The organism is Paludibacterium denitrificans, assembly GCF_009707705.1.
Taxonomy (GTDB): Bacteria; Pseudomonadota; Gammaproteobacteria; order Burkholderiales; family Chromobacteriaceae; genus Paludibacterium_A; species Paludibacterium_A denitrificans.
Map to the genome: position 1 here is coordinate 1227381 of NZ_WLYX01000001.1, position 21464 is coordinate 1248844.

A 21464-nucleotide genomic window follows, 5' to 3' on the forward strand; every position below is an offset into this window, starting at 1 on the left:
TTGCCTGAAAACCGGCCACAGCCTGCCAAGAGTTCCCCGCCCCGTCAAGCACGCTCCTCTGTCGGCGCTGGGGCGACAAGGTTGGCCGAACAGCCGCTTGATGCGATGATGCAGTTACCCGTTTAGCGATGAAAACACCACAATATGGATCTGCAACCGTTCACCCCTGCCGAAATCCGGGTACTGGGTGCCCTGGTAGAAAAACAGGCACTGACTCCCGATATCTATCCGCTGACCCTCAACGCGCTGGTCTCGGCCTGTAACCAGCTCACCAGCCGCGAACCGGTCATGCAATTGACCGACGTCGAGATCTGCACGGCGCTGGATGTGCTGATGGCGCGCAAGCTGGTGGCAGAGCGCCAGTTTACCGGTAGCCGGGTTGCCAAATACGAACACCGGCTGAACTACGAATGGAATATCGATGGCGCCCGTCTGGCGACACTGGCGCTGTTGCTGCTACGCGGCCCGCAGACGGCAGCGGAGATTCGCAGCCGCGCCGGGCGATTGTACAGTTTCAGCGATCTGGCCGAGGTGGACACCGCACTGAATGCCCTCGCTGACAAATATCCGCCGCTGGTGGTGAAACTCGCGCGCCAGCCCGGCGCCCGCGAAGCGCGCTGGGCATCGTTACTGGCGGGCGAAATCTGTGAGGCACAGCCAGAGGAGAACGAAAGCGGGGAAACCGAACTTGCCAGTCGCGTCACGGCGTTGGAAGCGGAAGTGGCTGAGCTCAAGGCGCAAGTCATGGCGCTAATGACACGGCAGGAGTCAGGATCAGTCTATCGGCATATTGCTTAAAAATTAAATCTTGTTAAGATCAGGCCGCAGCTTTACCCCTACTGACTTTATATAACGAGGCAATCTTCATGAAAGCAGCACTCTTGCTGGCCAGCGCCGCCTTGGGCTGTGGCGTTTTCGCTCAGGCACACGCCGTACGATGTTAAAACCGATATCGATGTTGGCGCCGAGATGTATCACGAGAACTATCATGAAGAAGTGGATGGTTCGAAATTCATGCAGGAAGAAGGCTGGATGTACGGTGTCAACGGCGCCGCCACCTTCCACTTTTCCGACGAACACGGGGTAAAACTGAGCGGACGTTATGCCCGTGGTTCCAGTGACTACACCGGCGCCTATCAAGGCCAGCCTTATGGTTCGCTCACCTCGAATGGTCAGGACCGCTACGTGTACGAACTGCGCGGGGTGTATCAGAACACCTCGTCTTGGGATGGCCAGCTTAGCCACGTTCTCTATCGGCCCGGGTTACCGCAACCTGACCGACCGCCTCGACCAATCAGGTAATGGCGGCTACAAGCGTGAAAACGAGCTGTTCTACGCAACCATCGGCGGCGAGTCCACCTACAATCTGGGCAGCAACTGGCAGGTTACCCCGAAGGTCAGCTACAATTATCTGCTGCAGGGTAAACAACATTCGTATCTGGATGGTGTCACGCTGAACAACACTCAGAAACATGGTAGCGGCTATGAGCTGTCGGCCACCTTCAGCACCAAAATCAACAACCAGTACGGCATCAAGATCACTCCGTTCTGGCGCTACTGGAGCATCCACAAGAGCGATGACGTGTATTTCACCTATGGTGGTAATACCTATGTCGGCAGTGAACCGAAAAACATGACTCAGGAATACGGCCTGAATCTGTCGATGGTGTTCTAAGCCAGCTTTCGGTCTGACTTGCCCGCTACGCCCCGCCTTTGTGCGGGGCGTTTTGCTATCAGAGCCTAGCGCAGACGCTGGCCAAGGCCATCGGTGACGCCGATACTCACCGGCACCCCGGCCTGCACGCTTTGCGATACGGTACAGAACGCTTCGAACTGCGTCAGGATGCGGTCCAGATGTTCCATGCTGTCGGCCGGTTTGGCCAGCGTCATTTCCACCCGGATGCCCAGTACGCGCAAGCGGTTTTCGGCATTGCGCCCGATGTCACAGGTGGCAGTGGCGGTAAGCTGGCCGGGGTCCTGCTTGAATTTGCGCAGGGAAAACAGCAGGCTGGCCGACAGGCAATTGGCCACGGCAGCCAGCAGCATGTGGGTCGGCGCCGGACCGGTACCTTCGCCCAGCGGCGGCGGCTCGTCGGCCAGCAGCGTGGGCAGGGCATCGCCAAAATCCACAACAAACTGATAGTTGTCTTTCTGGGTGAGGGTTACCGTTACGCTTTCACTCATGGTTGTCTCCTTATACAGCGTTCAGTCCATCAATTGACGGTAGAGGTAGACCAGCACGCGGGCCAGTTCCTCCGCCGTCTGTTCCTGTCCGGCATTACCGCCGTGGCCGCCACTACCAGTTTCCAGCAACAGGGCATCGTGGCCGAGTTCGGCCAACCTTGCCACCATCTTGCGGGCATGGCCGGGGTGAACGCGGTCATCCTTGGCGCTGGTGGTAAACAGCGCCAGCGGGTAGTGCGCGTTGGCCGACAGCGCGTGGTAAGGCGAATAGGCTTGCAGCACCGGGCGATGTTCCGGGTTGTCCGGGTCGCCGTATTCGTCGATCCAGCTCGCGCCTACCAGCAGCTGGCTGTAGCGCAGCATGTCCAGCAGCGGCACTTCGCAGACCACGGCGTTGAACAGTTCCGGCCGCCGCACCATGGCAGCGCCCACCAGCAGGCCGCCGTTGCTGCCGCCTTCGATGCCCAGCCGCGCCGGGCGCGTCAGGCCGCGGGCGATCAGGTCTTCTGCCACGGCGATGAAGTCGTTGAAGCTGACTTCGCGCTTGATGCCTTGCGCCGCCTGATGCCATTCCGGGCCGAATTCGCCGCCGCCACGGATGCAGGCCAGCACGAAGGCGCCGCCCTTTTCCAGCCAGTGCGGGCCAAAGTTTTCCACGTAATACGGCAACATCGGAATCTCAAAACCGCCGTAGCCGTATAACAGCGTGGGCGTATTGCCATCCGCCGGGGTGTTCTTGCCGCGCACCACGAAATAGGGAATCTGCTCGCCATCCGGCGCGGTGGCTTCCCACTGTTCGGCCACGAAGGCGCTGGCGTCGAACGCCGACGGCTGGGAACGCAGGCACTCTTGCTCGCCGGTGGCGACGTTGAGGCGATACAGCCCGGTGGGGGTGAGAAAATCGCTGAAACTGTAGCTGAGGATGTCGCTTTGCCGGGCTGGTCAGCAAATTCGATCACGCCGCTCTCTGGCACCGGCAAGGCGCGCGCTTGCCAGTGGCCATCAACATGGTCAAACGCCAGCAGGTGGCTTTTGACATGATCAAGCAGGTTGACGATAACCGACTGGCGCGTGGTTTCCACCGAAGTGATGGCCAGACGTGACGCTTCAGCGCCACCAACACCTGCACCTGTGCCTGCTGTTCGGCCAACCCTTGCAGGCTGACGGCCAGCAGGCAACCGGCGGGATAGGTCTGCCCCTGCCAATGCCACGGTTCGGCCAACTTGACGAGAAAATCGCCATGCAGGAAGGCTTCGATGTCGGCCTTGGGCGGAAACGGCAAGGCGTGCGGCGTATTGCTGGCATCCAGCAGGTAATAGGTTTTGCTGTAGAAGCTGTCGGAGGCTTCGATCAGGTCGAGCGGCGTGCCATCGTGATCCAGAAAGCGCCGGGCCGCCACCATCATGGCGTCCTGACTGGCGGCAAACAGCCGCGTCCAGCGGTGGGGCTCGCCACTGTCGCCGCGTTCCACCAGCCACACTTCGCTGGGGTAACCGGAACGGGTCAATGGCGCGCCGTCCCAGCCGGGGCAGACAAACAGGCTGTGCTCGCTGCGCCAGGTGATGTGGCTTTTGCCTTCCGGGAAGTTAAAGCCTTCGGCCAACCATTGCCGTTTTTCCACATCGAATTCGCGGACCACGGTGGCATCGCTGCCGCCACGCGTCAGTTGCACCAGCCCGCGCTGCGGCGCCAACACGTATAGCGACAAGCCATCCAGATACCAGTCTTCGCCATCGGCCTCGGCCAGCGCATCGAGGTCGAGAATGATGTCCCAGTCCTGTGTGCTTAAGCGCGGTAGGCCGCCAGCGTGGTGCGCCGGTAGATGCCGCGCGGATGGGCTTCATCCTGATGGAAGTTGTACAGCCATGGGCCATGCTCGGCAAAAAACGGAATCTGCCGGGTATCGCGCAGGTGCGCCAGAATGTCATCGCGCAACGGGGCAAAGCGCGCGTCGCTATCCAGCAGCGACTGGGTGCGGGCGTTTTGCGCCGCCACCCATTGGGCGGCTTCCGGGGAGGTCAGGCTTTCCAGCCACAGGTGCGGATCGGGTTGAGTCATCAGGGTTGGCCGAAAGGGAACAATACCGGCGAGCGTAGCATCCCGCCCGCTTTCGGCCAACCTTGGCGCCTAGTCGCGCAGGAATTCCGCCAGCACCGCCACGATACGGTCGATCTCGGCCCGGCCGATCTGCCAGTGCGTCACGATACGCATCTGGCCATCTTCCGGCGGATTGACCTTGATCCCGGCTGCGGTAAACGCCGCCAGCAGACGCGGCAAGTCGAGCGGCCGCGTGAAGGCAAACCACACCATGTTGATGTGCACGTCGTCCTGATTGAGCTGGATACCCGTCAATGCCGCCAGTTGCGCCGCCAGATAACGGGCATTGGCATGGTCTTCGCCCAGCCGTTGCGTCATCTCGGTCAGCGCGAGGATGCCGGGCGCCGCCAATACCCCGGCCTGACGCATGCCGCCGCCCATCAGCTTGCGATGGCGCCGGGCGCGCTGGATGAACGCTTCGCTGCCCGCCAGCAACGAACCCACCGGCGCGGCCAGCCCCTTGCTCAGACAGCACATCACGCTATCGGCATGACGCGTAATGTCGCGCACGTCGCAGCCCAGATACGTGGCGGCATTGAACACGCGAGCGCCGTCCAGATGCACCGGCACGCCATGGGCCTGCGCCAGCGCGTGAGTCTGCGCCATGATGTCGAGCGGAATCACCCGGCCATTGGAGTGGGCGTTTTCCAGACAGATCAGGCCGGTCTTGGGCCAGTGAATGTCGTCCCCCACGCGGATACGTCGCGCAATGGCTTGCGGGTCGAGCGCGCCCTTGTCGCTTTCCACGGTACGCAACTGCACCCCGGCGATCACCGCTGCCCCGCCGGTTTCGTGCCAGACGATGTGGCAATCGTCACCCAGAATCACTTCGTTGCCGCGCTGGCAGTGCGTCAGCAGCGCCAACTGGTTGCCAAAGTTGCCGGTAGGGACCAGCAATGCCGCTTCCTTGCCGAGTTTTTCCGCCGCCAGCTCTTCCAGCTGGCGCACGGTCGGGTCGTCACCATACACATCGTCGCCCACTTCGGCCTTGAACATCGCCTCGCGCATGGCAGCCGTCGGCTGGGTGACGGTATCGCTGCGCACATCAATCCATTGCATGAGTCGTTTCCTCTCGTTGAATTCCCGGCTGGCAAACAACGGCTAGACTACCTCATCTTGCGCGCCTGCTGCTGGGTGCCGTCTGCATGCAAACGGCGACCCGTGTGGGCCGCCGTTGACGAAATTCCGCATCAGGTGGTGCCTGATGACACCGGCGCACTGGCCGGTAGTGGTGTTGCCGCAAATTGTCGACGCGTCAGTTTATGCCATACGACTGTTTAAGCTCGCTGACCCGGCGCTGGGCCTGCAGCAATGCGCCGGGAGTCAGGCTGATGTCGCTGCCGCACTGGCAGCGCAAGGCATGGTCGGGAGAAAGAGATCTTAAGTGATGGCGGTGTTCGTGACCGCATTGGTGGCAAGCAATGACGACAGTGGCGTTGTAGCGTTTGTCGAGGTCGATGTCGAATCTCGGCTGCATCGTGGAAACTCCCAAGTGACAACGGAAAGCGGGCTTAGCCAGCGCAGGGCCATGGCAGCCCCGGCGCCCACCCTGCCTGAAAGCATAGATCAGCGGGCTGAATTTTCCAGTAAATCATGGACTTGCCATGCCATCAGCACACCCCGCTGTCGTCTTTTCGCCAGTGCAGCACGGCAGGCCGGGCGCTAGTCAGGCTGCGTGGCTTGCAGTATGCTTCGCCGCTTCAATCGTTCAGGAATTTCCCCTCATGACGCCACCTGCTGCCGATCTGGAACGCCGTTTTGGCGGCATTGCCCGCTTGTATGGTCACGACGCGCTGGAGCGATTCCGCACCGCGCATGTGTGCGTGGTCGGTGTCGGCGGTGTCGGATCGTGGGCGGTGGAAGCGCTGGCGCGTAGCGGTATTGGCAGGCTGACGCTGATCGATCTGGACAACGTGGCCGAATCCAATACCAATCGCCAGCTACCAGCGCTCGACCCCAACTTCGGCATGGCCAAGGTGACCGCGTTGGCCGAACGGGTGCGCGCCATCAACCCGGCCTGCGTGGTGACGGAGATTGAGGACTTTGTCAGCGAGGAAAACCTGCAGGCCATGCTGGGCCGGGCTACGACTATGTGATCGATGCCATCGACAGCCTGCGGGTCAAAACCGCCATGGCGGCATGGTGCGTCAAACACCGTCAGCCGTTTATCACCTCCGGCGGCGCGGGTGGCCAGATGGACCCGACACAGATTCGGGTCGCCGATCTGGCCGAGGTCACTTACGACCCGCTGCTGTCCAAGCTGCGCTACAACCTGCGGCGTCATCACGACTTTACCCGCGAGCCGGGCAAGAAGCTGCGCGTGCTGTGCGTCTACTCCACCGAACAGCTGGTTTATCCGGACAACGCCAGTTGCGACAGCAACGGCCATGGCCCGCAGGGCTTATCGTGCGCCTACTTTGGCGCCAGTATGGCCGTCACCGCCAGCTTTGGGCTGGTAGCGGTTTCTCAGGTGCTGAAACAGCTGGCTTAAGCAAACGGCGCTGAGGCGGTTTACGGCTGTAGCCGGTATTTTTGCTGGTAATAGCGGTGAATGCGTTCGATTTCGCCGCGCTTTTGCAGCAGCAGCAAGGCACGGTCAAAGGCGTCGCGCTGGCTGCGGCTGACAAATCCCACCCGCCGTGGCTCGTTATCAAACAGTTCGAAGGTTCTGAGTTCCGCCTTCATGCCGCTCTGGCTGGCCGGGTGGCGTAAGAATGGAACACCCATTCGTCGCCCACCACCACGTCGACACGCTTGTTGAACAGCAGGCGATTGAGGGTTTCCTGATCGGCATATTCGGCATAAAACGGCGCACTCTCCACCGCCTTGCTGAAACCGTAGCCGAGCAGATAGGTGGCGTTCTGGAACGACGCCACGCGATAGTGTGACAGGTCAGACAGATAATTCAGGGTGATGTGGCTGCTGGCCAGCGTAATGGCGCGGTTGCGGTACTGCACCACCGGCCGGGAAAAATACAGGCTGGGCGCCGCGTTCGGCACCAGTGTGATCATGGCGTCCACATTGCCGTTGAGGACCGACTGCAAACCGCGCGCCTGCGGCATCTGCTGTACCTGCACGCTGATCCCGGCCTCGCGCAGGGCGGCCAGTACGATGTCCACTTCCAGCCCGCGCGAGCCGTTGCCTTCCACATACGGCGGTTTGGCCATGCCCACCGCCAGCCGCAGCGGCGCACCGGCCGCCCACACGGCCGTTTGCAGCAGACACAGCGCCATCATCAGCCAAACGTACCTGCGTAACACGAACGGGTTCTCCCTTCGGCGCTGCGCGCCAGCGGGCAATCGCAGTTGCCCGGCCAAAATTTTCACCGCGAGCATTCTGCTGAAAAAGACCGACTCGGCTAGCACTGAATGGGGCCAGCCAGCGGTTTCGGCCAACCTTATGCCAACCGGCTGGCCCGGCCGGTGTCGATAGTGCGAAATCATCGCCACCAGCCGGGTTCGCCCATCAGTCGGCTTGCAAACGCCAGCCGATGCTCTCTCCGGCGCGCAACGGCACCAGCGTATCGTCGCCATAAGGCAACGCCTCCGGCACCGTCCAGCTTTCCTTCACCAGCGTGATGGTGTCGCGGTTGCGCGGCAGACGGTAAAAATCCGGGCCATGCTGGCTGGCAAACCCTTCCAGCTTGTCCAGCGCACCGGCGGCGTCAAACACCTCGGCATACAGCTCGATGGCGGCATTGGCGGTATACATGCCTTAAGCACAGCCGCAGCTGGCTTCCTTGGCATGACGGGCGTGTGGGGCGCTGTCTGTGCCAAGGAAGAACTTGGCCGAACCGGAGGTGGCGGCAGCGACCAGCGCCCGGCGGTGCAGCTCGCGCTTGAGCACCGGCAGGCAGTAGTGATGCGGGCGAATGCCGCCAACGAAGATGGCGTTACGGTTCATCAGCAGGTGATGCGCGGTGATGGTGGCGGCAATATTGTCTGGCGCGCTGGCCACGTATTCGGCCGCGTCTTTGGTGGTGATATGTTCGAACACCACGCGCAAGGACGGCAGGCGGGCCAAGAGCGGCTGGAATACCTGTTCGATGAACACGGCTTCGCGGTCGAAGATATCAATGGCAGGATCGGTCACTTCGCCATGCACCAGCAGCGGCAGGCCCAGTTCTGCCATCGCTTCCAGTGCTTAAGCATGGCCTTGTCGATGCTGGTGACGCCAAAGTCGGAATTGGTGGTAGCGCTTACCGGATAGAGTTTGACCGCGTGGACAAAGCCGCTGGCCTTGGCCTTGCGGATTTCCTCGGCACTGGTGTTGTCGGTCAGGTACAGCGTCATCAGCGGCTCGAACGTGCTACCGGCCGGTCGTGCGGCCAGCACGCGCTGACGGTAGGCGGCGGCCGCCTCAACCGTGGTCACGGGCGGCTTGAGGTTAGGCATGATGATGGCGCGCCCCATCTGACGACAGGTGTGCGGCAACACGGCACTGAGCGCCGCGCCATCGCGCAGGTGCAGGTGCCAGTCGTCCGGGCGGGTAAGGGTCAATGTGGTCATGAGCAGGTTCCGCTGAGGCAGAGGAATAACGGCAGCCCGCAAGGCCGCCGACGGGATTTATTTGCGCTTGAGCACCATCCGGAACTTGCCTTCCGGAGTGGTAACGGAGTCGAGCAGCTGGTTGCCGGTCTGGCGGCAGAAGGCGGCAAAATCACTGGGCGCGCCCGGATCGGTGGCAAGTACTTCCAGAATGGTGCCGCTGGCCATCTCGGCCAGAGCCTTCTTGGCGCGCAGGATGGGCAACGGGCAATTCAAGCCGGAAAGATCAATCTGTTTATCTGGTGTCATGAACAGGTTCCCTGAGCCATATCACGTTACAATTGAGAAAATTGGGTGGCTACCACGGTGGCAGACCATCACGACAGCCGCTAGTTTACGCGAGTCGCCAACGGCACCCAAATCGGTGGGCCATTTGCGGCCATCACCCACGCCATCCGCCTGCATCAGGAGTCGTTTGCCGTCACATGTGCGTCCTTGCTTTTGCCTACAAGACACCGGGACTGGGCCAGCTGTTGCTGCTGGCCAACCGGGACGAATACTACGCCCGGCCGACGGCGCCGCTCGACTGGTGGCCGGACGCGCCCGCCACGCTGGGTGGACGTGATCTGCAATCGGGCGGCAGCTGGCTGCTGGTTGATGCGCGCGGGCGTTTTGCCGCCATCACCAACATCCGCGACGGTTATGCCCGGCCGGGCGAACGCTCGCGCGGCGAGCTGGTGGCGCGTTTTGTCACCGGTAACGAAGACCCGCTGGCCTTTGCCGCCTGGCTCAAGGCCGAACATGGCCGCTACGCGCCGTTCAACCTGCTGTTTGGCTACACCTCCGACCTGTATCACTTCCACAGCCGTGGCGGGCAACTGGGCCGCCTGACACCGGGCATCCACACCTTGTCCAATGCCACGCTGGATACACCGTGGTTCAAGAGCGAAAGGTTGGCCGAACACCTGCAGGCGTTGCGCCGTCCGCCAGCGGAAGACGAAGCGCTGCGCTGGCTGGCCGATACCACCCCGGCCGAGACCGGCAGCTGCCCAATACCGGCGTCGGGCTGGCGCTGGAAAAAATGCTGTCGCCGATCTTCATCACCGGCCGCGACTACGGCACGCGCGCCTCGCTGCTGCTGGCGGTATCGGCGCGTGGCGATGTCACCTTGACCGAACAAAGCTGGGCGCTGGCCGGACGTGAAGCTGGCCGCCGCCGTTATACCCTGCGACCGGGCAGCGTCCCGGCCGCGGCTGCACATCCATAGGGAGAACTTTCTTGCACACCGCACGCTTCGGGCTGGCTGTACTGCTGGCGCTAACTTGTCTCGGCACCGCACAAGCTTAGCCGCCTCCCCACCTACTCCACCTACGCGCTGGATGATGTCGAACCGTGGAGCGAAGGCAACTACACCCTGCTTAAGCCTATCCGGACAAGCCGGAATGGGTGGGCTTCTACGTGCACCATACGCTGAACAACCAGTATTTTGTCGATGCCAAAACGCTGAGTGTGGGTGAAGACGGCGTGGTGCATTTCATCCTGCGCGTACTCAGCCCATCCGGCGCGGAAAACCTCAGCGTGGAAGGCATCCACTGTCAGGACAGCAACTATCGCAGCTACGCCTTTGGCGACAGCTACAACAAGCGCTGGATTGAAGCCACCCGTGCCGACTGGCGCAAGTTTGCCTACGACGACAAACTGCGCCAGCGCCTGCATGAGGATATCTGTATCGACAAAACGCCGCCCAAATCGGCCGAAGCGGCCCTGCAACTGCTGAAAAAGGCCCCGTGGCGCTAAGCCGGTTCAAGCGGCGCACAGCGTATTGAGCCCTTGCCCGCCGCCGTAACAATGGCAGCGTGACAATGGCCCGCCAGGTTCGGCCAACCTCAGTGGCCGATACAGGCGCGGCCGGGATAACCCGGCAAGCTGGCCGCCTGCGGCAGGCAGGCTACCTGTGCCGCCTCGCGCAGCCGCGTGGCCAGCGTGGCGGCATTGACGGGTGCCCAGTGCAGTTGTTCGCCCAGATAACGCGCCCAGGCAAATTCAATGAAATAGGCCGGACCGTTCTTGTCGAACAAGCCGACCGAAGCGGCATAACCGGCCAGCGAGCGGTAAGGGATATCCGGCAAATCGCCAAGCCGCGTCGGCAACTGCTCCGGTGCAATCGGCGCGCCATGTTCATCCTGCAGCCAGGCCCAGTGACGCTGGCGCAGTGCAGCCCAGAAATCCGGCTCGGCCGACAAATCAGCCTCGATCACCACCGGCACCTCGCGCTCGCCGTTATTCCACAAGGCGCGCGACAGATGATGGCTGTCTACCAGCCAGTATTGGCCTTGCGGGCCGCGCACCACCGGAATGCGTTTCTTCAGAATGTGCGCTTCGCGTTGCTCTGCGGTCATGCCTAGCCAGCCAGCGCTGTTCCGATTCCACCTGCAATAACCCGACGCCGGGCTGAGTCGGGTGCAATTCGGCCAACCCCAGCTCACAGACCGTGCCGACCACGGCTTGCGGCGTGCAGGCCGGGCGCGCGTTGACCCAGTGCTTACCACAACAACCAGCCCGCCAGCACGCCCCAGTACAGATGCCGCTTCATAGGTGCGCCCTCGAGCAAGGAATCATTCCCCTGTCGCCACGCTGATTGCTCATCCCTGCACTCATGCCTCTCTCCATCCGCCATTAATCAGGCGCACATGCCACGTTGTGATCAATGCCCAGCCGCCTTCAACCCGCCGTTGCCAGCCCAAAATAATCTTGGGCACACGCCTTGACGGCTTGCAGTACAGCACTCCAGTCACCGGCCGCTGGCTGACGGAACAGCCGCACCGTCGGATACCACGGCGTTTGCTCAGATTCCAGCCCCCAGCGGAAATCGGGATTGGCCGGTAGCAGAATCCGGTCGGCTTGCCGAGCGCAGCAGCCAGATGCGCCACCGAACTATCCACGGTGATGACCACATCCAGTTGCGCGATCAACCCGGCGGTGTCGGCGAAATCCTGCAAGCACTCGGCATGATCCTGCACGCTAGCCGCCGCGCGCATTGCCTCGTCTTCGCGATAGTCTTTCTGCAACGAATGAAACTCGGCGGGCAGGGTAAATAATCCGGCAAACGTCGGCCAGTCGATGCTGCGGTTGTGGTCATTGCGGTGCTGCCGCGAGCCGGACCAGACCACGCCAATTCTGGGGCGCGCCGTGGCGGGCAAACGTGCAGCCCACGCCTCGTGCACATCTGACGGCACCACCAGATACGGCACACTGGCGGGCACCGTTGCCAGCGTAGTCTGGAAGCGGTACGGCAGCGACATGAACGGGCAATGCAGATCGACCGCAGGCAGGTCCTCAACACACGTAACCACCCTGCTGGCCCCCGGACGCTGGCCGCCATTCGCTGGAGCGGCGCGGACACCAGCAGCACCACCTTGGCGCCCAGTTCCGCCAGCAGCGGCACATAGCGCAGCATTTGCAAGGTGTCGCCCGGGCCTTGCTCCTGATGCAGCACTAGCGTTTTACCGGCCAGTTCGCGTTCACCCTGCCATTCCGGCCAGTCAAACTGGCGCAGATTACAGGTGTAACGCGCCAGTTTCTCATGCTGTTTGCGCGCCTCATATAACGCCCAGCCGGAGGCATAATCACCCAGCAGCAACAGCAGCAAGCCTTTGTCAAACCGTGTCAGTGCCTGATCCGCTTCCAGCGCCAGTGCCCGGTCAAACTGCGCCAATGCCTCCGGATAGCGCTGCAAGCCAACCAGCGTATTGGCCTTGCCGCGCATGGCGGCCACATCCGCTGGTTGCAGCTTCAGCGCCCGCTCGTAACAAGCCAACGCCTCGTCATAACGTGCCAGCGTGCGCAACGCATTGCCTTTGTTACAAAACGCCGCGGCGTAGCGCGGATTGAGTTGGATGGCGGCATCAAAACTGGCAACGGCTTCGTCAAAACGCTGCAAGCCATCCAGCGCATTACCAAGGGCAAGATGGGCATCTGCCATGGACGGGTCCAGCGCGAGCGCCTGCTGCAAGGCAAGGCGGGCCGCCTCAAACCGATTGAGCTCGGTAAAGGCATTGCCCAGATTGCAGTAGGCATCGGCATAGCCCGGCTCCAGCTCCAGCGCCTGCTTGAAATCGCTGATGGCGTCATCCACCTGATGCAACATCAGATAGGCGCTGCCACGGTTGTTCAATACCGAGGCCGAAGCCGGTTGCAACGCCATCGCCCTGGTTGTAGCAGGCAATCGCCTTGGCGGGCTGCCCCATCTTTTTCAGTAGCACGCCCTGATTGATGTAGGCCGCAGCAAAAGTCGGGGCCAACTCAATCGCTTTGGCAAAATGCTCGAGCGCGGCTTCATTTTGCAGCAGCGCGGCACAGGCGAGGCCAAGGGCAAAATACAGTTGCGGACTATCGGGAAAAGCCTGACGAACTTTCAGCAGAATCGGCTTGGCAGCCGCTGGCTGGCCGTGCTGCAGTAACGACAGCGCACGGTTAAGCTGAGAAATGGCCAGTTGTTCATTCATACCGGACATGACTTTCTATAATCGGGTAACAGCAGTGTGCCATGGCATGGCGCAGATGGGGCTGACCGGTGGTGTGCGGGGCTCCGGCGCGCGAACCGCGCTGGCATGCGCCCCGCCACTCACGGGCAGGCAGCAAGGTTGGCCGAAAAGAGGAGGCCTAGTGGCTAAGCCGCGGCAACCAGTGCCATAGCACCAGTCCCAGCGCCAGCAGCGAGACCACCACTCCAGACAGTTTGAGCAGACGCGTCAGCCGGGCAGATGCCGGTTATGGCCATGCAGCGCCAGACTGATCATCGCCCAGCCGGTAGCCAGTACCGCCAGATAGGCCCACCACTTGAAAAACCACGGCACGATTACACCACCTCCGGCAGGCGATGGAAGCTGGACGGCGCGTCCAGCGGATCATCAAAGGTTACAAACTCCCGGGCGCGCGGCGTCGCCAACAGCGTGCGCAACAGGGTGTTGTTGAGCGCATGGCCGGACTTGTAGCCGGAGAACGCTGCGATAAGCGGATAGCCAACGATGTACAAATCGCCGATGGCATCCAGAATCTTGTGACGGACAAACTCGTCCGGAAAACGCAGGCCTTCCGGATTGAGCACGTACTCGTCGTCAATCACGATGGCATTGTCGAGACTGCCGCCCGTGCCCGGGCCATGGGTGTGCATGTACTCCACTTCATGCATGAAACCGAAGGTGCGAGCCCGGCTGATTTCATCAATGTAAGAGTGGTCGGCAAAGTCGATGGTCACCGTCTGCGGTGCCAGATTGAAAGCGGGGTGATTGAAGTCGATGGACAAGGTCACGACAAAGCCGTCATGCGGCGTCAGGCGCACCCATTTGTCCCCTTCCACCACTTCCACCGGTTGGGTCACGCGGATGAATTTCTTCTTGGCAGGCTGCTCGACAATCCCGGCGGTTTGCAGCAGATAAATGAAGGCCGCGGCAGAACCATCCATGATGGGGATTTCTGCCGCGGTGACTTCAATCACCAGATTATCGATACCCAGCCCGGCCGAGGGCCGACATCAAATGCTCGATCGTGCCGACACGCACGCCGGTGTCCGTCACCAGCGTGGAGGAGAGGCGCGTGTCGTTGACCAGCATGGGTTCTGCTTTCACATCAACCGGTTCGGGCAAATCGGTCCGACGGAAAACAATGCCGGTATCGGGCGGCGCTGGCAATAAAGACAGCTTGACCCGTTCGCCGGAGTGCAAACCCACACCCGTGGCGCTGATCGCTTGTTTCAGCGTGCGCTGCAATATCATGTCAGGCCCTCAACCAACTCGGCAAAAGCCGATTCTAGCACAGCGGGCAACCGTGCTTTATTGATTGGTTTGCTGCCGCGCATAGCACAAAACTATCTGCGCGGCGTAACCGGATCAGTCCGCCTGCTTGCGCAGGAAGGCCGGAATATCGTAGCTCTCGCTCACTTCCGGATTGGAAAAATCCATCGACGGCGCGCTGCGACGGCCACGCTGACGCATGATGGTAAGCGTATCCAGATCGTCGTAATTCATCTCCACTGCCAGATCATCGGTACCGGTCTTGACGATCTTGATGTATTCCGGACGCTCTTCGCGCACCGGTTTTTTCTGACCCAGACCGGTGGCAATCAGCGTCACGCGGATCGAATCTTCCGGCATGTCTTCCACTTCGGCGGTACCAAACTTGATCTGTGCATCTTCGTCGGCGTACTGACGGATGATGCCCATGATCTCGCGGTATTCGCTCATCTTCAGGCAACCCGGGGCGGTGGAGATATTCACCAGTACACCACGTGCGCCTTCCAGCGTGATGTTATCCAAAAGCGGGCTGGCCACGGCTTGCTCGGCGGCAACACGGGCACGGTCGATGCTACGCGGCAAAGGCCGAACCCATCATGGCAAGGCCCATTTCGCTCATCACGGTGCGGACGTCGGCAAAGTCGACGTTGATCAGGCCCGGGCAGGTAATCACTTCGGCGATACCGGCCACGGCGCCTTTGAGCACGTCATCGGCCGCGCGGAAGGCTTCACGCATGGTGACGTCTTCGCCCAGCACTTCCATCAGCTTTTCGTTCGGGATGACGATCAGCGAGTCAACGTGTTTTTTCAGGTCTTCGATACCGTTCTGTGCCACTTTCAGGCGCTTGCCTTCATGTTCGAACGGACGGGTGACCACGCCGACGGTCAGGATGCCCAATTCCTTGGCCACTTCGGCCACTACCGGTGCCGCGCCGGTACCGGTACCACCACCCATGCCGGAGGTAACGAATACCATGTTGGCGCCGCGCAGCATGTCGGCGATGCGTTCACGGTCTTCCAGTGCAGCGCTACGGCCCACTTCCGGATTGGCACCGGCACCCAGACCCTTGGTCAGGTTGGTACCCAGTTGCAGCTTCTGCGGCGCCTTGTTGCGCTTGAGCGCCTGCGCATCGGTGTTGGCGCAGATGAATTCCACGCCATGTACGTTGCTTAAGCAATCATGTTGTCGATGGCGTTGCAACCGCCACCGCCCACGCCGATAACCTTGATCACCGCATCGGTTGCGGTTTCCGACATCACTTCAAAAATCATTCCGCTCATTTCCCTCTCCTCAAATAAAGATGAGCTAGCTATTGCCCTGTTCTGCCCAAGCCGGATCACTCCGGCGATGGCCGCCCGTGCCGTCTACGCTGACGACACGAGTCATGCCGTGCCCTAGAAATTGCCTGCAAACCACGCCTTCATGCGGGAGAAGATGCCACCGAGACTGGCGGATTCCGTCTTCACCCCCACAGGCGCCTGAACCTGATCCTTGCCGTACAGCAGCAAGCCCACACCGGTGGAGAAGCGCGGCGTCTTCACCACTTCGGCCAACCCCCCACATACTTGGGCACGCCCACGCGTACCGGCATGTGGAACACTTCTTCGGCCAACTCCACCATGCCCGGCATCAGGCTGGCCCCACCGGTCAGCACAATGCCGGACGACAGCATTTCTTCAAAGCCGCTACGGCGCAGCTCTTGCTGCACCAGCTGGAACAGCTCTTCCACGCGCGGTTCCACCACTTCGGCCAACGTTGCCCGCGACATCTGGCGCGGTCCACGTTCGCCCACACCGGGCACTTCGATCATCTGTGCCGCATCCGCCATGCCCACCAGTGCAACGGCATGCTGGATCTTGATGTCCTCGGCTTCTTTGGTTGGCGTACGCAGCGCCATGGCGATGTCGTTGGTGATCTGGTCACCGGCGATCGGAATCACCGCGGTGTGGCGGATGGCACCGTTGGCATACACCGCGATATCGGTGGTACCGCCACCAATGTCGATCAGGCACACGCCAAGGTCTTTCTCGTCTTCCGACAGCACGGCAATGGCCGAGGCCATCGGCTGCAACACCAGATCGGACACTTCCAGCCCGCAGCGCCGTACGCACTTGGTGACGTTCTGCGCGGCGGATACCGCACCGGTCACGATGTGCACCTTGGCTTCCAGCCGCACGCCACTCATGCCCAGCGGCTCGCGCACACCTTCCTGACCATCGATGCTGTATTCCTGCGTCAGGATGTGCAGCACCTGATGGTCCGGCGGAATGGTCACGGCGCGTGCGGTTTCGATCACGCGCTCGATATCCATCTGGGTGACTTCACGATCCTTGATCGCCACCATGCCGTGCGAGTTGACGCTCTTGATGTGGCTGCCTGCAATGCTTAGCGAACACCTCGTGAATCTTGCAGTCCGCCATCAGTTCGGCTTCTTCCAGCGCGCGCTGGATCGCCTGCACGGTGGATTCGATATTCACCACCATGCCGCGCTTGAGCCCGCGTGACGGCGTCTGGCCCATGCCGATGATGTTGAGCTGACCGTCCTCGAGGACTTCCGCCACAATGGCCACAATCTTGGATGTGCCAATGTCGAGGCCAACCAGCATGCTCTTGCTTTCCTTAGGTTTGCTCACCTGTCGCTCCAACTGCTTAATGCGTTTTTCCCTGTCTTAAGCGGCGCCTTGTAATCGGGCATCCGCACGGCAAATCCGTTGGGGTAGCGCATATCCACGTATTCGATGTGATATGGCAACACCGCCAGTTCCGTTTTCCAGTACCGGGCAAACCGGCCTACTCGGCTTTCGACATCGCCCCGACCCAGCTCCGGGTTGATGCCGTTATCCAGTTCCACTTTCCATGCCCGCCGCGCCGATAGCGACAACACCTTGGGTGCCAGTCCGGCGTCCGACAGTTCCTGACGCAGGCGCAGCAACATGGCTGTCATGTCTTTCTCCGCACCGGCCGGGCCGTTGAACACCGGCAGGTTCTGATCGCTGGCCGCATCAAAACGCACGCCTTTGGTATCCACCAGGCCATTTTCGCCCCAGCGCGCCAGTGCCACATGCTCTTCAACCGCAATATCCAGCGTATCCGGCCAGCGCCGCCGTACCGGGCATCGCGCACCCACGGCAACTTGCCAAAGGCGGCGCGGGTCTTGTCGATGTCCAGCGTGAAGAACGTGCCGGACAATTCATGCTCGGCAATGAACTTCAACTGCTCCGGCGTTACCCGCGTCATCTGGCCGCTGATGCGGATTTTTTTCACCGGGAACACAGGGGCATGCGTCAGCCAGAATCCCCCGGCATACACCAGCATCAGCACTGCGGCGCCCAGCAACAGATTGGCCAGGCCTCTCAGTAACCGATGGTTATCCCACATGGGCCGCTGCCAGTACCTGCAAACACAGGTCTTCGTAGCTGAGCCCTTCGGCACGAGCCGCCATCGGCACCAGGCTATGGCTGGTCATGCCCGGATTGGTATTCACTTCCAGCAGATAAATGCCGTCTTGCTCGTCCATCAGAAAATCGACACGACTCCAGCCGGAGCAGCCCAACACGCGGAAGGCCGCCAGACACAGCTCGCGCGCACGTTGTTCGATCTCCGGTGCCAGACCGGACGGGCAACGGTAAACCGTGTCATCGCGGAAATACTTGGCGTCGTAGTCGTAATATTCGGTCGCCGGTTCGATCTTGATGGTCGGGTAGGCCTTGCCGTCGATGATGGCGCAGGTGTACTCGCCACCGCCGATGAAGCGCTCGGCAATCACGATCGGGTCAAACTGGCGCGCTTCCTCGTAGGCAGCTTTCAGTTGCCCCGGCTGCTTCACCTTGGTCACCCCGATACTGGAGCCTTCCGTCGCCGGTTTGACGAAAATCGGCAAGCCCAGACGCGCTTCGATGGCGGCAAAATCGCTGTCATCGGTCAACAGTTCAAAATCCGGGATCGGCAAGCCAGCGCCTTTCCACAGCAGCTTGGTGCGCCATTTGTCCATACAAATAGCGGAGGCCATGACGCCGCAACCGGTATACGGCATGCCCATGGTTTCCAGCGCGCCCTGCAAGGTACCGTCTTCACCAAACGGGCCGTGCAGGATGTTGAACACGCAGGCAAACCCTTCGTCCTTCAGCGCAGTCAGCGGTTTTTCGGCGGGATCAAAGGCGTGGGCATCCACGCCTTTTGCTTGCAACGCTCCCAGCACGCCCGCGCCGCTCATCAGCGACACCTCGCGCTCCGAGGAGGTTCCGCCCATCAACACTGCCACCTTGCCGTACTGCTTCATTTCATTTAGTCCTCAACGCGCCGGTCCTGACCGGCCTGATCAATCTTGTCTTACCCGTGCCTGCCGTCGCCGGACAGGCACGCTGTGCATTACTTGGCCAAGGCCACCAGTTTGGCACGGTGCCGATGGAGTAAGCGCCCATGGTCACCACCACATCGCCGTCACGCACCACATCCAGAATCGCTTGCGGCATGTCGGCAATCGCTTCAACAAACAACGGCTCCACCTTGCCAGCCACGCGCATGGCACGGCTCAGGGCGCGGCTGTCGGCGGCAACGATCGGCGTCTCACCGGCGGCATACACTTCGGCCAACAGCAGCGCATCGACGCCGGACAGCACCTTGATGAAGTCTTCGAACAAGTCGCGCGTGCGGGTATAGCGGTGCGGCTGGAAGGCCAGTACCAGACGCTTGTCCGGGAAGGCGCCGCGCACGGCAGACAGCGTGGCGGCCATTTCCACCGGGTGATGGCCGTAGTCATCCACCAGCGTGAAGTGCCCGCTGTCCTTGCACGGCAGCTCGCCATAACGCTGGAAGCGACGGCCCACGCCTAGCAAATTCGGCCAACCCTTGCTGGATAGCGGCCACATCGGCTCCGCACTCCAGCGCAATACCAATGGCCGACAGGGCATTGAGCACGTTGTGGCGGCCCGGCGTGTTGAGCACGACCGGGAAGCGGCGGGAAGCTGTTTCACCACCACATCGAAGTGCATCTGGCTACCCACGGCACGGATGTTTTCTGCGTACAGGTCGGCTTCGTCGGTAAGGCCATAGGTCGTTACCGGCTTGGTGATGCGCGGCACGATGTCGCGTACGTTGGCGTTATCGATGCACAGCACGGCACGGCCGTAGAACGGCAGGCGGTGCAGGAAATCCACGAAAGCCTGCTTGAGTTTGTCCGAGGCTGTGATCGTAGGTATCCATGTGATCGGCATCGATATTGGTCACCACGGCCATCACCGGCGTCAGGCACAGGAAGGACGCATCGGATTCGTCCGCCTCGGCCACCAGAAAATCACCCGAACCCAGACGGGCATTGGTGCCCGCGGCATTGAGACGACCGCCGATCACGAAAGTCGGGTCAAGGTTGGCAGCGCCCAGAATGGAAGCCGTCAGGCTGGTGGTGGTGGTCTTGCCGTGCGTGCTTAAGCAATGGCAATGCCCTGCTTGAAGCGCATCAGTTCGGCCAACATGGTGGCGCGCGGAATCACCGGAATGCCACGTGCCTTGGCTTCCAGCACCTCGGGATTGTCGGCCTTGACCGCGGTCGAGGTGACCACGACATCGGCCCCGGCCATGTAGGTGGCGTCGTGCCCGAAGAACACGCGCGCACCCAGATCGGCCAGCCGTTTGGTAGTGGCGCTATCCGCCATATCGGAACCGGACACGGTGTAGCCCAGATTGAGTAACACTTCGGCAATGCCGCACATGCCCACGCCGCCAATTCCGACAAAATGTATGTGATTAACCCTGTATTTCATCTGCTTTCGCCTTGTTGGGGCCACATCGTGACGTGGCCACCGGTCATTCCTGTGTCAGTGACTCGCATACATCCGCCACCCGCTGGGCGGCATCGGTAATGGCCAGTCCCCGTGCGCGCTGTGCCATCTCCGGGCACTGCTCGCGTGTCATTCTTTGCAGCAGTTCGGCCAGCCCGGCCGCACTGACCTGTGCTTGCGGCAGCAAGCGCGCCGCCCCGGCATCGGCCAGATAACGGGCGTTGCCGGTCTGGTGATCGTCCACCGCATACGGGTAGGGCACCAGTACACTGCCAACACCCACGGCGGCCAGTTCTGCCACCGTCAGTGCGCTTAGCACGGCAGATCACCAGATCCGCGGCGGCATACTCGCTTACCATGTCGTCGATGAAGGCACGGCAATCGGCCGCGACACCGGCCGCGGCGTAGTTGGCCTTGAGCGTGTCAATCTGCTTGGCCCCGGCCTGATGGACCAGCTGCGGCCGCTGGGCCGCCGGTATCAGCGCCAACGCCTGAGGCAACAGGTCATTGAAAACCTTGGCTCCCAGACTGCCACCTACCACCAGCACGCGCAGCGGGCCGCTGCGTCCGGCAAATCGCGCTTCCGGTGCGGCAACGGCCGCAATCTCGGCCCGCACCGGGTTGCCGACGCGGTTCTGCTCGCTTAAGCAAACGCGCCGGGAAAGGCATACAGCGTGCGGCTGGCAATGCGCGACAGCAGGCGGTTGGTCAAACCAGCCACCGAGTTCTGCTCATGAATCACCAGCGGTTTCCAGCACAAGCGCGTCATCACGCCGCCGGGGAAACCGGTATAACCACCAAACCCCACCGCGAGGTCAGGCCGATGGCGGAAAATCACCGCCGTGGTCTGCGCCGGGGCACGCACCAGCATGAACGGCAGCATCAGCCAGCGTTTCAGGCCGTTGCCGCGCATGCCTAAGCAATCCGTACCGTTTCGATGGCAATGCCGTGCTGTGGCACCAGCCGTGTCTCCATGCCACCTTCCGCACCCAGCCAGATCACTTTCCAGCCACGGTTTTGCAGTTCATGCGCCACGGCCAGGCCCGGGAAGATGTGCCCCCCGGTGCCGCTTACCATGATCATGACTGTCCGTTTTGCCATTGCTCGTTTCTCTTTCGTTTCGGCC

General features: G+C 61.4%; 21 protein-coding genes and 8 pseudogenes. 8 read left to right on the forward strand and 21 right to left on the reverse strand.

Annotated elements, in window-relative coordinates; all coding sequences use genetic code 11:
• The first annotated feature begins 144 nt into the window (after positions 1-144).
• The 3 genes from GKE73_RS08215 to GKE73_RS08225 all read left to right on the forward strand — a co-directional run bounded on the left by GKE73_RS08215 (position 145) and on the right by GKE73_RS08225 (position 1675).
• The gene (locus GKE73_RS08215; protein ID WP_230369699.1) at positions 145-798 is read left to right on the forward strand and encodes a YceH family protein; all 654 of its coding nucleotides are present in this window, start codon (positions 145-147) and stop codon (positions 796-798) included.
• A gap of 108 nt (positions 799-906) precedes the next feature.
• On the forward strand, positions 907-1302 hold the full coding sequence (locus tag GKE73_RS08220) for a hypothetical protein (RefSeq protein WP_230369700.1): 396 nt from the start codon (positions 907-909) through the stop codon (positions 1300-1302).
• The gene (locus GKE73_RS08225) at positions 1229-1675 is read left to right on the forward strand and encodes a hypothetical protein (protein ID WP_230369701.1); all 447 of its coding nucleotides are present in this window, start codon (positions 1229-1231) and stop codon (positions 1673-1675) included. The genes GKE73_RS08220 and GKE73_RS08225 overlap by 74 nt, the downstream gene beginning before the upstream one ends.
• Positions 1676-1740: 65 nt before the next feature.
• Here GKE73_RS08225 and GKE73_RS08230 read toward each other — a convergent pair whose 3' ends face one another.
• The 5 genes from GKE73_RS08230 to ltaE all read right to left on the reverse strand — a co-directional run bounded on the left by GKE73_RS08230 (position 1741) and on the right by ltaE (position 5340).
• Positions 1741-2184 (reverse strand): OsmC family protein, encoded by a 444-nt coding sequence (locus GKE73_RS08230; protein ID WP_230369702.1) that lies wholly within the window; start codon positions 2182-2184, stop codon positions 1741-1743.
• Between the two features lie 21 nt (positions 2185-2205).
• Positions 2206-2988, reverse strand: a complete 783-nt coding sequence (locus GKE73_RS08235) for a prolyl oligopeptidase family serine peptidase (protein WP_230369703.1) — start codon at positions 2986-2988, stop codon at positions 2206-2208.
• A gap of 151 nt (positions 2989-3139) precedes the next feature.
• Complete coding sequence (locus GKE73_RS08240) at positions 3140-3952, reverse strand: prolyl oligopeptidase family protein (protein WP_312854547.1); 813 nt, start codon at positions 3950-3952, stop codon at positions 3140-3142.
• Positions 3953-3969: 17 nt separating this feature from the next.
• Positions 3970-4302, reverse strand: coding sequence for a hypothetical protein (locus GKE73_RS23000; RefSeq protein ID WP_280954837.1), 333 nt, complete (start codon positions 4300-4302; stop codon positions 3970-3972).
• Between the two features lie 9 nt (positions 4303-4311).
• Entirely contained in the window at positions 4312-5340 is a 1029-nt protein-coding gene (ltaE, locus tag GKE73_RS08245; protein ID WP_230369704.1) for a low-specificity L-threonine aldolase, read from the reverse strand.
• Positions 5341-5485: 145 nt separating this feature from the next.
• Between ltaE and GKE73_RS08250 the strand changes: the two genes are divergently transcribed.
• Both GKE73_RS08250 and tcdA read left to right on the forward strand, forming a co-directional pair.
• On the forward strand, positions 5486-5665 hold the full coding sequence (locus tag GKE73_RS08250) for a hypothetical protein (protein ID WP_230369705.1): 180 nt from the start codon (positions 5486-5488) through the stop codon (positions 5663-5665).
• Positions 5666-6005: 340 nt separating this feature from the next.
• Positions 6006-6772: pseudogene (gene tcdA, locus GKE73_RS08255) on the forward strand (tRNA cyclic N6-threonylcarbamoyladenosine(37) synthase TcdA).
• Positions 6773-6792: 20 nt separating this feature from the next.
• Here the strand turns inward: tcdA and GKE73_RS08260 are convergent.
• From GKE73_RS08260 to GKE73_RS08275, 4 genes and pseudogenes are all read right to left on the reverse strand, one after another.
• Positions 6793-6966: a hypothetical protein gene (locus GKE73_RS08260; RefSeq protein ID WP_230369706.1), complete on the reverse strand. Its 174-nt coding sequence runs from the start codon at positions 6964-6966 to the stop codon at positions 6793-6795.
• Positions 6963-7517 (reverse strand): substrate-binding periplasmic protein, encoded by a 555-nt coding sequence (locus tag GKE73_RS08265; protein WP_230369707.1) that lies wholly within the window; start codon positions 7515-7517, stop codon positions 6963-6965. Before GKE73_RS08265 ends, GKE73_RS08260 begins: the two co-directional genes overlap by 4 nt.
• 229 nt (positions 7518-7746) lie before the next feature.
• Positions 7747-8789, reverse strand: a pseudogene (gene pyrC / locus GKE73_RS08270) (dihydroorotase).
• Between the two features lie 57 nt (positions 8790-8846).
• Positions 8847-9077: a sulfurtransferase TusA family protein gene (locus tag GKE73_RS08275; protein ID WP_230369708.1), complete on the reverse strand. Its 231-nt coding sequence runs from the start codon at positions 9075-9077 to the stop codon at positions 8847-8849.
• Positions 9078-9253: 176 nt separating this feature from the next.
• On the opposite strand from GKE73_RS08275, the gene GKE73_RS08280 reads away from it, so the two are divergent.
• The 3 genes and pseudogenes from GKE73_RS08280 to GKE73_RS08285 all read left to right on the forward strand — a co-directional run.
• Positions 9254-9940 carry an NRDE family protein gene (locus GKE73_RS08280; RefSeq protein ID WP_230369709.1) on the forward strand — a complete coding sequence of 229 codons (687 nt, stop codon included), beginning with the start codon at positions 9254-9256 and terminating at the stop codon, positions 9938-9940.
• Positions 9862-10035, forward strand: a complete 174-nt coding sequence (locus GKE73_RS25530; RefSeq protein WP_376767418.1) for a hypothetical protein — start codon at positions 9862-9864, stop codon at positions 10033-10035. Before GKE73_RS08280 ends, GKE73_RS25530 begins: the two co-directional genes overlap by 79 nt.
• A gap of 167 nt (positions 10036-10202) precedes the next feature.
• A pseudogene (locus GKE73_RS08285) lies at positions 10203-10565 on the forward strand (CNP1-like family protein); the annotation flags it as partial.
• Positions 10566-10654: 89 nt separating this feature from the next.
• Here GKE73_RS08285 and GKE73_RS08290 read toward each other — a convergent pair.
• The 12 genes and pseudogenes from GKE73_RS08290 to murG form a co-directional block, all read right to left on the reverse strand.
• The gene (locus GKE73_RS08290; protein ID WP_230369711.1) at positions 10655-11167 is read right to left on the reverse strand and encodes a ParB-like protein; all 513 of its coding nucleotides are present in this window, start codon (positions 11165-11167) and stop codon (positions 10655-10657) included.
• 255 nt (positions 11168-11422) lie between these two features.
• Positions 11423-11767 (reverse strand): glycosyltransferase family 9 protein, encoded by a 345-nt coding sequence (locus GKE73_RS08295; protein ID WP_230369712.1) that lies wholly within the window; start codon positions 11765-11767, stop codon positions 11423-11425.
• A complete protein-coding gene (locus GKE73_RS08300; RefSeq protein WP_230369713.1) occupies positions 11737-12972 on the reverse strand; it encodes a tetratricopeptide repeat protein in 1236 nt (411 codons plus the stop codon). The genes GKE73_RS08295 and GKE73_RS08300 overlap by 31 nt, the downstream gene beginning before the upstream one ends.
• A complete protein-coding gene (locus tag GKE73_RS08305) occupies positions 12896-13282 on the reverse strand; it encodes a tetratricopeptide repeat protein (RefSeq protein WP_230369714.1) in 387 nt (128 codons plus the stop codon). Before GKE73_RS08305 ends, GKE73_RS08300 begins: the two co-directional genes overlap by 77 nt.
• A 344-nt stretch (positions 13283-13626) precedes the next feature.
• Positions 13627-14539, reverse strand: a pseudogene (lpxC, locus tag GKE73_RS08310) (UDP-3-O-acyl-N-acetylglucosamine deacetylase).
• A gap of 117 nt (positions 14540-14656) precedes the next feature.
• A pseudogene (gene ftsZ, locus GKE73_RS08315) lies at positions 14657-15841 on the reverse strand (cell division protein FtsZ).
• 114 nt (positions 15842-15955) lie between these two features.
• Positions 15956-17167, reverse strand: a pseudogene (gene ftsA, locus GKE73_RS08320) (cell division protein FtsA).
• Between the two features lie 23 nt (positions 17168-17190).
• Positions 17191-17589 carry a cell division protein FtsQ/DivIB gene (locus GKE73_RS08325; RefSeq protein ID WP_312854548.1) on the reverse strand — a complete coding sequence of 133 codons (399 nt, stop codon included), beginning with the start codon at positions 17587-17589 and terminating at the stop codon, positions 17191-17193.
• Complete coding sequence (locus tag GKE73_RS08330) at positions 17502-17897, reverse strand: cell division protein FtsQ/DivIB (protein WP_230369715.1); 396 nt, start codon at positions 17895-17897, stop codon at positions 17502-17504. Before GKE73_RS08330 ends, GKE73_RS08325 begins: the two co-directional genes overlap by 88 nt.
• 31 nt (positions 17898-17928) lie before the next feature.
• On the reverse strand, positions 17929-18840 hold the full coding sequence (locus GKE73_RS08335; RefSeq protein ID WP_230369716.1) for a D-alanine--D-alanine ligase: 912 nt from the start codon (positions 18838-18840) through the stop codon (positions 17929-17931).
• 112 nt (positions 18841-18952) lie between these two features.
• Positions 18953-20320: pseudogene (gene murC, locus GKE73_RS08340) on the reverse strand (UDP-N-acetylmuramate--L-alanine ligase); the annotation flags it as partial.
• A 43-nt stretch (positions 20321-20363) separates the two neighbouring features.
• A pseudogene (gene murG, locus GKE73_RS08345) lies at positions 20364-21439 on the reverse strand (undecaprenyldiphospho-muramoylpentapeptide beta-N-acetylglucosaminyltransferase).
• Positions 21440-21464: the final 25 nt, after the last annotated feature.